Source organism: Sphingobacterium olei (assembly GCF_005048855.1).
Classification (GTDB): Bacteria; Bacteroidota; Bacteroidia; order Sphingobacteriales; family Sphingobacteriaceae; genus Sphingobacterium; species Sphingobacterium olei.
Map to the genome: position 1 here is coordinate 246989 of NZ_SUME01000003.1, position 13912 is coordinate 260900.

12 protein-coding genes are annotated in these 13912 nt (G+C 37.2%); 4 read left to right on the top strand and 8 right to left on the bottom strand.

Annotated elements, in window-relative coordinates:
- Nucleotides 1-7: 7 nt before the first annotated feature.
- Entirely contained in the window at nt 8-1510 is a 1503-nt protein-coding gene (locus tag FAZ15_RS08315) for a S41 family peptidase (protein WP_136900854.1), read from the top strand.
- 33 nt (nt 1511-1543) lie between these two features.
- Nucleotides 1544-2554: a LacI family DNA-binding transcriptional regulator gene (locus FAZ15_RS08320; protein WP_136900855.1), complete on the top strand. Its 1011-nt coding sequence runs from the start codon at nt 1544-1546 to the stop codon at nt 2552-2554.
- A gap of 114 nt (nt 2555-2668) precedes the next feature.
- Here FAZ15_RS08320 and lpdA (FAZ15_RS08325) read toward each other — a convergent pair whose 3' ends face one another.
- Entirely contained in the window at nt 2669-4057 is a 1389-nt protein-coding gene (gene lpdA, locus FAZ15_RS08325) for a dihydrolipoyl dehydrogenase (RefSeq protein WP_136900856.1), read from the bottom strand.
- A gap of 196 nt (nt 4058-4253) precedes the next feature.
- On the opposite strand from lpdA (FAZ15_RS08325), the gene FAZ15_RS08330 reads away from it, so the two are divergent.
- Nucleotides 4254-4592, top strand: coding sequence for a DUF3817 domain-containing protein (locus tag FAZ15_RS08330; RefSeq protein ID WP_136900857.1), 339 nt, complete (start codon nt 4254-4256; stop codon nt 4590-4592).
- Here FAZ15_RS08330 and FAZ15_RS08335 read toward each other — a convergent pair whose 3' ends face one another.
- Nucleotides 4593-5006 (bottom strand): acyl-CoA thioesterase, encoded by a 414-nt coding sequence (locus FAZ15_RS08335; RefSeq protein ID WP_136900858.1) that lies wholly within the window; start codon nt 5004-5006, stop codon nt 4593-4595.
- A gap of 35 nt (nt 5007-5041) precedes the next feature.
- Between FAZ15_RS08335 and FAZ15_RS22975 the strand changes: the two genes are divergently transcribed.
- Nucleotides 5042-5173 carry a hypothetical protein gene (locus FAZ15_RS22975; RefSeq protein WP_262709289.1) on the top strand — a complete coding sequence of 44 codons (132 nt, stop codon included), beginning with the start codon at nt 5042-5044 and terminating at the stop codon, nt 5171-5173.
- Between the two features lie 56 nt (nt 5174-5229).
- Here the strand turns inward: FAZ15_RS22975 and lpdA (FAZ15_RS08340) are convergent, their stop codons facing one another.
- From lpdA (FAZ15_RS08340) to FAZ15_RS08365, 6 genes are all read right to left on the bottom strand, one after another.
- Entirely contained in the window at nt 5230-6636 is a 1407-nt protein-coding gene (lpdA, locus tag FAZ15_RS08340) for a dihydrolipoyl dehydrogenase (RefSeq protein WP_136900859.1), read from the bottom strand.
- 94 nt (nt 6637-6730) lie between these two features.
- The gene (locus FAZ15_RS08345; RefSeq protein ID WP_136900860.1) at nt 6731-7261 is read right to left on the bottom strand and encodes a plastocyanin/azurin family copper-binding protein; all 531 of its coding nucleotides are present in this window, start codon (nt 7259-7261) and stop codon (nt 6731-6733) included.
- Between the two features lie 65 nt (nt 7262-7326).
- Complete coding sequence (locus FAZ15_RS08350) at nt 7327-8949, bottom strand: response regulator (RefSeq protein WP_136900861.1); 1623 nt, start codon at nt 8947-8949, stop codon at nt 7327-7329.
- 6 nt (nt 8950-8955) lie between these two features.
- Nucleotides 8956-9522, bottom strand: a complete 567-nt coding sequence (locus FAZ15_RS08355) for a chemotaxis protein CheB (RefSeq protein ID WP_136900862.1) — start codon at nt 9520-9522, stop codon at nt 8956-8958.
- A complete protein-coding gene (locus tag FAZ15_RS08360) occupies nt 9522-10355 on the bottom strand; it encodes a CheR family methyltransferase (protein ID WP_136900863.1) in 834 nt (277 codons plus the stop codon). The genes FAZ15_RS08355 and FAZ15_RS08360 overlap by 1 nt, the downstream gene beginning before the upstream one ends.
- Nucleotides 10343-13750: a response regulator gene (locus FAZ15_RS08365; RefSeq protein ID WP_136900864.1), complete on the bottom strand. Its 3408-nt coding sequence runs from the start codon at nt 13748-13750 to the stop codon at nt 10343-10345. Before FAZ15_RS08365 ends, FAZ15_RS08360 begins: the two co-directional genes overlap by 13 nt.
- Nucleotides 13751-13912: the final 162 nt, after the last annotated feature.

The following is a 13912-nucleotide window of genomic DNA, read 5'->3' on the forward strand; positions in this document are numbered from 1 at the left end:
AGGAATTATGAGAAAATATGTATGGTTGATCTTAGGGATTAGTTTTTTTGGAATTATTCAAAGTTGTAAAAAGAATCCTACTGAGAAGGAAGTAGACAGAGGCGAACTTGATGAAAAAGAAGCCATGTTGAAGGATTCTGTTTTTTACTACACCAAGCTATTGTCTCTTTGGCAGGATTATATGCCTCCCCGTAATGTTAATGATATTGCAAATGACGAGATTCTGAGATCTTATACGAGTAAATATGAAACAGCAGAAGACGTGTTGGATTTTTTAACCGGTTTGACACCAAATGATCCTTCTACTGGTAAGCCTATAGATCGGTTTAGTTTTTTAGACCGTCAGGGGGTCGTAAGTGATGAGATTCAGAATGCGGTAGCAACCAGTTATGGTATGTACGTTTTTTATTTGCAAACTAATGCTGCTGTTAATAACGCTGACCTTTACGTCAAGATGGTGGATGTTAATTCTCCAGCTTATCAGGCAGGAATAAGAAGAGGGGATCGTATTTTAAGCATTGACGGCAAAACAAATCTAGATTATAACACACAACAAAGCCAGGGGTTCAAAGGTGTAAATGAGGCATTGAATTCATCTTCGATGAACGTAAAATGGGTAACCCCAAATGCAGTAACGACAGAAAAGATGATTACCAGTAGCTTGTATAACTTTAATCCGATACTAAGTGATAAGGTGTTCTCCATAGATGAGAAAAAGATTGGTTATTTGGCGTTTAGTTCATTCGTTAATATCGAAAATAAGGGCGTGTTAACAAAGATGCATAAAGATTTCGAGGATATATTTCAATCTTTTGAAGGGCAATCTATTAGTGAGTTGATTGTCGATCTCCGTTATAATGGGGGAGGTGCCGTAAATACCGCCGAGTATTTAGCGGATAAAATAGCGCCTATTTTGGCAGATGGTGAAAAAATGTATTACTATAAAGTAAATGCAGTGCTAGAAGCATGGGAATGGACAGAGCCAGGTGAAGAATTTGGACCGGTTTATTTTGATAAAAGTGGAAGCTTAAATCTATCAAAAGTCTACTTTCTGGTTTCGAGATCTACTGCTTCAGCTAGCGAGTTGCTTATTAATTCGTTAATGCCTTATATGGACGTTCAGGTAATAGGTACAGAAAAAACCTATGGGAAGCCAGTTGGTTTCTTCGAGGTTTTTATGGATAAAGAAGAAGAAACAGGCTTATACGCCACCTCGTTCCAGATGTTTAATTCGAATGATTTTGGAGATTATTTCGGTGGATTATCACCCAATAAAATCACCTATGAGGATTATTTCAAAGATTTCGGTGATCCAGAAGAGGGGCTCATCTCTGAAGCGCTATATCATATTAAGAATAATAAATATTATGCAGGAACTAGTGGAAGCTCGGCTATCGCTTCGAAAGAGAGATTATTAAAAGATAAGAAAGTCAATATTAAGAATGTTGGCCAAAGAGCTAGTGATTACGGTATGTTTAAATTCAGGAATAAAGACTTAAAAATAAAATAGTATCTTTGAGATATAAACTTAAAGTAAACTTTGATGACAAAGCCAAATAAGCCAGCGACGATAAAGGAAATAGCAAGAAAGCTTAAAATTTCACCTTCTACAGTCTCTCGCGCACTCAATGATCATCCAAGTATTGGGCTTGTGACTACCATGCGTGTTAAGAAAATGGCGGTAGAGTTAAATTATGAACCCAACCAGACTGCCATATTTTTTAAGCAGCGTAAGACATTTACTATTGGAGTTATCCTACCGACTTTATCCGAACCTTTCTTTTCACTAGCAATTAGTGCTATAGAGACGGTAGCTGAAGAACATAAGTATACGGTACTTCTGGGACAATCCTTAGATAATGAAGCGCGGGAACTGCAAATTATCAATTCGTTCAAGAAACACCGTGTAGATGGAATATTGATGTCTATGGGAAAAAATACGACAGACTTAAGCTTTATTGAGATGTTAAGAGCTTCCGACATCCCAATCGTATTTTTTGATTGTGTACCCGAGTTGGATAATGTGGACAAGGTTTATAGCGATTTGTCTTCCGGTATGGAGGAAGCTATAGAGGCTTTTGTCTCTAGGGGGCATCGGCGCATTGCACTGATCAATGGGCCAGATACGTTGCTTGCTTCTGGAGAGCGGACAGAGGCGTTCAAAAGTGCACTTAAAAAGTTCGATGTCGTGATAGATGAAAAATATATTGTCCATACGGATCTAACGGAAAAAGGAAATGAGGATGCAATGGAGCAATTATGCTCTTTGTCTGAACGACCTTCTGCAGTAGTGTCTTTTAACGATTTCGTGACATTGGATGTTATGAAGTACGCACGTCATAGGGGGATTGTGTTAAGTCAGGATATGCATTTTATTAGCTATGCAAATTATCCGTTATGGAAATATATTGAAAATCCGCCAATAGGAAGTATTGAGCAGTATCCGGATAAACAAGGTGGTAAGGCCGCAGAAATTCTTTTCGATATTCTGACTTCGAAAGAGGAACTTGAGCCTGAAGATATCGTTTTCCCCTCTAAGTTGGTCTTAAAATAGAACCATCACGAATGGTTCTATGTCAGTGGAGATAAAAATAAAATACTATCAATAAAAGGCGCGGTTATTAAAACCACGCCTTTTATACTTTAAAGCCGTAAATAGTATCAGCTTTTATAAATGGATTACTTCACCGTATGCATCTGCAGCTGCTTCCATGATAGCTTCGCTCATTGTAGGGTGAGGATGTACCGATTTGATAATCTCATGACCTGTTGTTTCCAATTTACGGGCTACAACTACTTCAGCGATCATCTCCGTTACATTAGCTCCAATTAAGTGAGCCCCTAAAAATTCACCGTATTTCGCATCAAAAATAACCTTTACGAAACCATCTTTCGCACCAGCTGCTGAAGCTTTTCCTGAGGCAGAAAATGGAAATTTACCCACTTTGATCTCGTATCCAGCTTCACGGGCGGCTTTTTCTGTATAACCTACCGATGCAATTTCAGGAGAACAATATGTACAGCCCGGTATATTATTGTAATTGATAGCCTCTACATGGAGACCTTTAATTTTTTCTACACAGGTAATTGCTTCTGCTGATGCTACATGGGCCAAAGCTTGACCTTTTACAATATCGCCAATAGCATATACACCATCAATGTTTGTTTTGTAAAAGTCGTCTACAACTACGCGGCCCTTATCAACTTTTACGCCGACTTCTTCAAGGCCTAAGTTCTCAATATTTGGAGAAATACCAACAGCAGATAAGACCACTTCTGCCTCGATGACTTCGTTGCCTTTTGCTGTTTTAATATTAACTTTAGAAAGATCTCCTTTTGTATCAACAGATTGGACTTCCGATTTCGTTAGAATTTCAATACCTGCTTTTTTTAACGATTTTTCGAGTTGTTTTGATACCTCTTCATCTTCAACAGGAACAATGCGATCCATGAATTCTACAATCGTAACCTTAGTCCCGATGGTATTATAAAAATAGGCAAATTCAACACCAATTGCTCCAGATCCTACAACAACCATCGATTTGGGTTGCGTTGGTAAGTTCATCGCTTGGCGGTATCCAATGATTTTTTTCCCATCTTGAGGAAGGTTGGGTAATTCTCTAGAGCGAGCTCCAGTAGCAAGAATAGTGTGTTTTGCCGTGTACTCTTTTGTCGCACCATCTGCACCTTTCACATCTATTTTACCACCTTTTTTGATCTTAGCAGTACCCATGATCACATCAATCTTGTTCTTTTTCATTAAGAATTGGATACCTTTGCTCATCCCGTCTGCAACACCACGGCTTCGCTTTACAATAGCACCAAAGTCAGCTTCTCCACCATGTACTTTGATACCGTATTCTTCAGCATGATTTAAATATTCAAATACTTGAGCACTTTTTAATAATGCTTTAGTCGGAATACATCCCCAATTTAAGCAAATACCCCCTAAAGCTTCGCGCTCCACAACAGCAGTCTTAAAACCTAATTGAGCAGATCGGATAGCAGCTACATAACCTCCAGGACCACTTCCGATGACGATGATGTCGTAGTTCATATAATTAATGATTTTGTGTCTTTTACAATTAAAGTCAAAAATACATTTTTTTTTTGGTAGCACGTAATTTGAAAGTGTGATTTTGACATTACCATAGCTAGGATAAACTGCTTTTTTTTATTAAGAAAACAAATTAAAAACGATATTCTATAGGTTTGTCACTCGGTGGTCAATAATAGGAAATAATCTGTGGGATATGAATAATATAGCTAAGTTTGTTGCCGAAAACACTTTATTTTGTATGCTTAGAATATTTCAACAAATCGCACTTTGGGAGGCAATTTCTACTGTTATATTGTTTTTTGTGGCGATGCCTCTAAAGTATTTTGCGGATGTTCCCGAAGCGGTTCGCATTGCAGGGTCCATTCATGGATTTCTGGTCGTTATTTTTGTGATCTTGCTGTTGGCATGTTGGCAAACGTATAACTGGAAATTTTCCAGAGTGCTGATCTATTTTGCGGTATCTCTGATACCTATTGTTTCTTTTTGGGTTGAAAAAGATCTTAAAAAAATTATAAAAGGTCAAAAAAAGTAATTAATCTTTGTTGTTCTTATTCGGTATGGTATCTATACTCATATAAGCATAGGTAATTTCGGTTTTACCATGTGGAACGGGGGTGCCATTCTCATCAAGATTGACGAAGACCAATTTGTCAATGGAAAGAATTGTTTTACGCGTAATCTTGTTCCGTACTTCACAAGCTAATGTGATGGATGTCGTACCGAAATGAGTAGCTATAATGCCTAGTTCGATAATATCCCCTTGTCTGGCCGAGCTGACAAAGTTTATTTCGGAAATGTATTTGGTCACGACATGCGGATTGCTCAATTGGACGATGGCATAGATGACTGCCTCTTCGTCAATCCATCTCAATAATGTGCCCCCGAATAAAGTGCCGTTTGGATTGAGATCTTCTGGTTTTACCCATTTTCGTGTGTGAAAATTCATCTGTTGGTTTTGCTGTTTTTTTAGGTAATAGATTAATGACTAAGAGGCTGTCTAAAAAGCACAATATCGTCGTCATTGCGAACCGGAGGGACGATGGTGACCGCGAAGCAGCTCCGAAGGAAACCAATCTTACGATGTTAAAACGCTTGCTTCACCATCGTCCCTAGCAATGACGCATTTTTCTTGTAGGTAACGACCTTTTTGATACCTTTTTGATCATTTTTTAAGCATGAATTGCTCGGTTTGCAGTAGCGGCTAAGGCTGCTTCTTTTAATGCCTCCGTATAGGTTGGGTGTGCGTGACAGATACGTCCAATATCTTCTGCAGACGCGCGATATTCCATCGCAACTACAGCTTCGGCAATCATGTCTGCGGCTCTAGGTCCTATTATATGAACACCTAGAACTTCGTCTGTATCTGCATCAGCCAATACCTTGACAAATCCATCTGTGTCTCCAGATGCTTTCGCCCGCCCCGAGGCTTTAAATGAAAATGAACCGGCTTTATATTTTTTACCAATCTCTTTCAATTGTTCTTCTGTTTGACCTACAGAAGCTACTTCTGGCCAAGTGTAAACTACTCCGGGAATTAAGTTGTAATCGATATGTGGTTTTTGACCAACAATATGTTCGGCTACATAAATCCCTTCATCTTCTGCTTTATGTGCTAACATTGCACCTTTTACGACATCTCCAATCGCATAAACGCCTGCTACAGTTGTTTCTAAATGGTCGTTTACAGGGATTTTATTGCTTCTCTCTTCGAGAGTAATGCCAATATTTTCTAAACCTAGGTCTTTGGTATAGGCGACTCGGCCTACTGAAACGATACAATAATCACCTTCAAAAGACACGCTTGCTCCTTTGGAATCTTCCGCCGTAACAGTTACATTCTTGCCTTTCACAGACGCACCCGTTACTTTGTGACCTAAGAAGAATTCCATGCCCAGTGATTTTTTCAAAACACGTTGTAATTCTTTTCCAAGTCCACTATCCATGGTGCTAATAATTGATTTTGCGTATTCAATAACAGAAACTTTAGCACCCAAACGCGCATACACGGATCCTAGTTCCAATCCAATTACTCCTCCACCGATTACGATAAGATGCTTAGGTACTTCATTGAGGTTTAAAGCTTCCGTAGATGTAATGAGGCGTTTTTTGTCAATAGGTAAGAATGGTAATGCCGTAGGTTTTGAGCCCGTTGCAATAATTACATTTTTTCCTTTTATTTCTTCTGTTTTGCCATCATTTTTAGTGATTTTGATGGTGTTTTTGTCTACAAAAGAACCGACACCTTCAAAAGAATCAATTTTATTTTTCTTGAATAAGAAGCTGATTCCAGCTGTATTTTGAGCAATGACATCGTTTTTACGCGCTATCATCTTTTTAATATCAATTTTCAAATTACTCACGTTGATCCCGTGATCTGCGAAATTGTGAGTGGCATTATGATAATGTTCTGAAGTGTCTAAAAGTGCCTTTGACGGGATGCATCCTACGTTAAGACAAGTACCGCCAAAGGTACTGTATTTTTCGATAACTGCTGTTTTAAGGCCTAACTGGGCACATCGGATAGCGGCTACATAACCACCTGGACCACTACCAATTACTATAACATCGTATTGCATGTGTGCGAATTTTATTTTTTGTTGCTAAGTTACTAATAATTGAAGACAAAAAAAGGCACGATGCTGTGCCTTTTACAAAATCGTTTTCGAAAGCTTATTCAGCTACGATTTTACCTTTCATTACACCATAATGACCCGGGAAACTACAAATAAAATCGTAAACCCCTTTTTCGACAGTGAATGTAATCTTGTCTTCTTCGCCCGGACCTAATAATTTAGTATGTGCCACGATGGAAGACAGCGAAGATTTAGGAACGTATTCAGAGTCAGCAGCCCCCGTAGCTTCTGATCCAAAGGTAGGTAAATCTACACCTGGCTTTAGTACAACAAAATTATGTCCCATCGCTTCTTTCGGCATAGTACCCACATTTTTTAATGTTATTTCTACTGGTTCACCCGCTTTTACACGGATTAATTCAGTGTCAAATTTCATTTGATCGTTGCCTTCTACCGTCCATGTATTAGACAAATTAACATTTTCAATACCAGGTACTGTCTCTGTAACTGCATCTGTAGATTCTTCTGTTGCTGTATTTTCAGCAGTAGATTTTGTGTCATTACCATCTCCACATGAAGATAGTGAAATAGCTAATACAACGGCTGGAATAATAAAAAATTTTTTCATGCTTTTTCTTGTTAAATCAGCGACTAAATTACTAATAATTTTGTTGAACTGATGCCTTTACTAAGCTAAAAAGTAATATTGTTTTCATTTTTCGATGAACAGTTTTTTGTAATCTTATTATACAGATCTACGGGATTAAAGGGTTTTCCTATTACGTCATCTGCTCCCACTTCGAAAGCAGCCTGTTGCTCATGCTCAAGCACCGATGCGGAAATAGTTATAATAGGGATATTTCGCTTACCAAGGTCATGGTTATTGCGGATTTCTTTAATAGCCTCAAATCCCGACATAATCGGCATGTGTGTATCCATTAAAATCAAGTCATAGGTGTTACTTTCAAATTCTTCTAGTGCTAATATTCCATTTCTTACCACTTTTACGTTGCAGCTCCATGTTTGAAGCATATGAGACAGCATGAAGCTATTGAGTTCATTATCTTCCGCTACCAGCACGTTAAGCTTGTCTAATTTGGGAAGTTGTGTATATTGCAATCGAACCTTTTCTTTCTCATGGGTACTTTTTTCCACTTTTTGAATGGTCGTCACAAATGAGAATTCTGATCCTTGACCATATGTGCTTTTTGCGCTGACATTTCCTCCTAATAATTCCGAAAGCCTTTTTACAATAGCTAAGCCTAACCCTGTTCCACCAAATTTTTTTGTTATGCCGTAGTCACCTTGTTCAAAAGCTTGAAATATTTTTTCAACAGCTTCTGGTTTAATACCAATCCCTGTGTCTTTTACAACAAACCTAATAGTATGTTGATCGCCAATGTTTTCTACATTTGTAACTATCAATGATATTTTTCCTTTTTCAGTAAACTTTAGGCTGTTTGAGATGAAATTGCTAATAATCTGTTGAAGCCGTAAGGTGTCGAACTTAACATACTGCGGCAAGGCTTCGTCTAGAATGACTTCAAATTCTAGATTTTTGTTGGTTGCCTTAAATTTAAAAATTTTATCAAATTCTAAGATCATGGCTTTTAAATCAAAATCTTCAAATTCGATTTTCATCATGCCTGAATCTATTTTTGAAATGTCTAAAATATCATTGATAATCAAAAGCAAAGAATTAGAGGCATTATCTAAACGGTTTATCCAATCTATTTGTTCTGGGTTTAAATTTGCGCTTTTGAGCATATGGACAATACCCATGATTCCATTTATGGGCGTTCGAATTTCATGGCTCATATTAGCTAAAAAAATTTCCTTTGATCGACGGGCTTGTTCTGCGTCCTTATTGGCCTGAATTAATGCTTTTTTTGATTGTTCTAATTCTATGTTCTTTTGGATGATTTCCTCTTGGATATGAATCTGTTTTATAAACGAGGTTACCTTTGCAATGGTAATCTCTGGGTTAAGAGGTTTATATAGGTAGTCGACTGCCCCACTCTCAAGACCGCGGATGAGATATTTGTCTTCTTTTGATATTGCTGTAACCATGATCGCCATGATATGGCTCGTTCTTGAATTGGACTTCAGTAATGAAACAAATTCGAATCCATTTATTTCGGGCATTTGTACATCGACTAAGGCAATAGATATATCTTTCATCCAACAGATTTTTAAGGCCTCATTGGGATCTGTCGAGCTGATAATGTTGATGTTCCCAATATCGGAAAGTAGAGCCGATAAGCTTATGATATTTTCCTCTTTATCATCAAGAATGAGAAGATTGATAGCACTCATAGCAATTTACTTAATAGAACAAAAGTAATTAATTATTTGTTTGTTTTTGAGCACTTTCGCTTTTGATGATGTCGTGATAGCACTGCTCGGCATAGTATCTATAAGTGCATCAAGTGGATCCTGTATTATTGTAGTTCCACCAAAATGTTCTACTCTTTTGATGCCATATGCTCCGTCGTTATTTGCCCCAGAGAGCAAGAAAGCTGTACATCGATCCGTATATACTTCTGCTGCGCTTTCGAAAAGGACGTCAATAGAAGGTCTAGAAAAGTTAACTGGATCCGAGATGTCCAAAGAAAATGTATGGTTGGGTTCTACAAGTAGATGGTAGCCCGGAGGTGCAAAATAAATATTGTTATTTTCTATTATTACCTTATCCTCTGCTGGGAGAATCGCTCTCTTGAGTTTCAAAGAAAGACTTTTTTCAATTTGAGTTGGATACTTATCATTCCGATGAATGACTACAACTATAGCTGAAGATATGTTGAAGGGAATACTTTCCAATATATTTATAATCAAACTGTATGAGCCAGCCGAGCCTCCTATCAAAATTATATCCCTGGCCTCTGGCATTATTTTATTTTTTGATAAATGTTTAAACTTTTGTTTATGACTTTGAAGTTTGCGTTGATTTCCTGTCCATAAAGCGATTCTTTAGTGCCTAGACATAAAAATCCGAACAAACTAAGTGATTCATAGAATACGTTCAGTACACGTCGTTGTAATTCTTTATCAAAATAAATAAGCACATTGCGACAACAGATCAGTTGAAATTCGTTAAATACATTGTCGGACACTAAATTGTGATTAGAAAATAAAACACTGTTTCGATATTCATTGTTTATGATTGCGGCATCATACATTGCGGTATAATGATCAGAAAATTTACTATTCAATCCTACACGGTTATAGTTCTCCGTGTAGGATTTTATTTTTGCCATCGTATATACTCCTTTTTTTGCGATATTAATGGCTTGTTGACTGATGTCAGTCCCGTAAATAAAGGAACGGTCCAATAAATTTTCTTCATGCAATAATATGGATAGTGAATAAGCTTCCTCACCAGTAGCGCATCCCGCACTCCAGACACGCAATTGCGGATAAGTTTGTAAGTAAGGAAAAACCACGTTTTTTAGCTCTTGATAGAAGAGAGGGTCACGGAACATTTCCGTTACGTTGACCGTAATCTCTTGAATAAAATAACCAAAAAAACCTTCTACATTTAGAATCGCATTTTTCAGGTCCACCAGATCCATACTTTCTATGCCCATAAGACGTTGCACCCTTCTTTTTAAGGATGATTTAGAGTAACCCGATAGATCATAATCCGCTACTTTTTTAAGTAAATAGACCACCTCATCCAACTCTTCGAATGTGATATGAACTGGTTCTTTTAACTTAGCCATACTTGCATTAATGACGTTAATTTGTCGATGTCGATAGGTTTACTAATATAATCATTGGCTCCGATCTGCAATGACATTTCCCTGTCGCCCTTCATTGCTTTCGCAGTTACGGCAAGAATAGGAAGTTTCTTTAATTTTAGCTCTTCACGGATAATTCGAATCGCTTCATGGCCATCCATTTCTGGCATCATGATATCCATCAATATGATATCAATTTTATCACCTAGGTTTTTCATCAGTTGTACTGCCTCCTTGCCATTATTTGCAATCTCAATTTCCATGTCAAGGCTTTGCAATGTCGTGGTTAGTGCAAATACATTCCGCATGTCATCATCGGCAATCAACACTCTCTTGCCTGCCAAATTATTCGTTTGGATCGTAGGATCTATTTTATGTGTATTCTTGACAGGCTGGTAGTGTTCATTGTTGATTTTGTTCAAAAACAAATTCACTTCATCTATGAGCCTATCGCTTGATTTAGCCGATTTTAATACGGTAGCTTTTGCATAAGATAGTATTTTTTCGGCCTGATCTTTAGGTAACTCGAATGCTGTATTGATAATAATTGGGATGTTTTCAAGCGATTGGGAGTCCTTTATCCGTTCTAGAAGCTCTATCCCTGTACCGTCTGGAAGCTGCATGTCGAGAATAATGCAATCTATATTTGATTCTTGATTCAGCTTTTCCCATGCAGAGTTCAGGGAGTATGCCTGAATCACGTTTATGTCATGCTCTGCGAATGAGTTTTTTATAAAATCACTTTGTAATTCTTGATCTTCAATGAGCAAGATCTTTTTTACCGACTGGCTTAAATTTAAGTTAATATTGTCAAATGTTTTTTGGATAGCCTCTTCATTTACAGGCTTGTGCATGAAACCTATCGCACCTTTTTCTAGAAAATCTTTTTTGTTAAATGAAGCTGCAGACATCATGTGAATTGGAATGTGTTTGGTGTCTGCATTTTCTTTCAGTACGCGAAGCACTTCCCATCCATCTGAAATAGGAAGCATCACGTCTAGGATAATAGCATCTGGCATAATCTCCTGTGCCAACTTAATACCCATTGATCCATCGTGTGCCAGAGTAACTTTGAAGTTATAGTTTTCGGCGAAAACTTTAAGAATATCCGCAAAGTTTACATCGTCCTCAATGATCAATATACTTCTATTCTCACTTTTTGGATGAACTGTGGTGCTCATTTCTTTCATCTCAATTTGCTCGGAAGATTTCGTAACTACTGATGTGGATAATACTTGCGGTGTTCTATTTGGAAGGATAAGAGTAAATGTACTTCCTTTTTCAAGATCACTTTCTAACGTTATTTTCCCCCCTAAAATGGAAGCGATTTCCCTGCTTATGGAAAGTCCAAGTCCGGTTCCACCATATTTCCTGCTGGTCGATCCGTCTTCTTGTTTAAACGCTTCGAAAATTAATTCTTGTTTCTCTTTAGAAATACCTTTTCCTGTGTCAGATACTTTAAAATGAAGGTTGTTGTCTAAATAAGAGATGTTGAAATCAACCTTTCCATTTTTGTCGGTAAATTTAAAGGCGTTTGATAAGAAATTTTTTAACACTTGCTCTAATCTGTATTCGTCAGATGAGAATTTATCAGGAACATTATTGGAAGATGAGACACTAAATACAATTTGTTTATCTTCTGCCAATTCTTTAAATAGCTCTTTGATATTGTTCTTAAACTCTTTGGTGCTGATGGTTTCAATATGCAATTCTATATTGCCAGATTCTATTTTTGCTAAATCTAATAACTCATTGATAAGCTGTAACAAATCGCTCCCAGCACTATGAATGACATTCGCGTATTTCACTTGGTCTCCGGTTAGATTTTTACCTTTGTTATCGCGCAGAAGTTTTGCTAAGATCAGAATACTATTTAACGGTGTGCGAAGTTCGTGACTCATATTTGCCATGAATTCAGATTTATATTTGCTCGCAAGTTCTACCTCTGCTATTTTCTGTTCAACTGTTATCTGCGCAATATTTAGGTCTTTATTGCGTTTTTCAAGTTCGGAAGCCTTTTCATTAAGTTCTTGGTTGGCTTGTGTTAGTTCCTCCTGTTGTACACGTAATTCTTCTTCTGATGACTCCAATAAATTCGTCTTATATACCAATTCCTCGTTCGTAATACGGAGCTCTTCTTGCTGTGCTTCCAACTCTTCCGTTTGTCGTTGAGTCTCCTCAAGTAATTGCTCTACGAGGTGATGACTTTGTCCAAATTTTATCCGTGTCGCAATATTTCTCGATGCCCTGATTAGAAACTCAATATATTTGGGCGATAGACTTTCATCAATGTTTAAAGCAATTTCTAAAAGCCCAAGGCTATGCCCCTCGTGGGCTAGCGGACAAATAAATACTGTTGCTGGAATGTCGTGTGCAATACTGCTTTTTATATTCAAATGATCAATATCTTTGATTGAAAGCGTTTTGATCGCGTTATCCTCTACGACCTTACCCAGTAGACCTTCTCCGCTAGTAAAGCTGGTAGGACAGCGTTTTTCATCTACCCCAATACTTTTACTTAAACGGAACTCATAGGAATCAATTTTTCGGATATATATCGTAGCTCCATAAAGTGGAGTTACTTCTGCTAAGATATCCAATACTATTTTACTTATTTTATCCTCATCATCTATGCCACTTACCTCTTCGATAAGCCTATTGTTCGTTTCCAACACCCAGTTTGTGTTCTCAATTTTTTCGCTTGCGACGATAAACTGATTGTTCATTTTCTTGAGATCCTCACGGGACGTTCGTAAATATTCGAGCAGTTGGAATACTTTAAAAAATGTATAAAGAATAACGGCTAGTGATATACAGATTAAGGCTAGAATTATTTTTTTCGACTCATCGAATCCTTCTTTGTTTTTTAGTAAAGCTTCTGTACGTTCTTCGATAACAAAACGCGTATAACTGTTGACTGCATCCTTTGTTTCTTCCTGTTCGGCAACGAGTTGTAGGGCAACTGCATTACGATCTTTATTTTTTAATTGTTGCTCAAAATAGGCTAAATCAGTAATTTGTTCCACGACTTCTCTGAGTTTATGTTGTGCCTGTCCAATGGAATGAAAATAGTTACTGCCTCTTTCTAATTTGATAAGGCCATTTAAAGCGGCATCTTTATCCGCTCTTATCCGTAGCGCATCCGCTTGCAAGTTATTAGTGGTATAATGCGCTTTATACTGAATGATATGATACAAGTTAGATTCAATAGCTGTAGATGTTGTAAAGCGTTCCTCTGCTAGGTTTATTATCAACTCGTTTTCATTCGTAAACTTGTTTAGCTTATTAAAAAAATATATAGCAGAGAATATAATCACGATATACGCAAGTCCAATGCTTATTAAGACCTGTAATTTTAATATATTTCTTTGACTCATGATTTATTAAGACATATTAACTTGTGTGCTAAAAAAAACATTTGGCTATAGATCTATTATGTCTAACCTTACTGCAATTCTTTGATACCTTACTGAAGGTAGATATAAACTTTCCTGTTATATATCTTGTAAAAGAAAGTTACAATATATGTTATTTTTTGC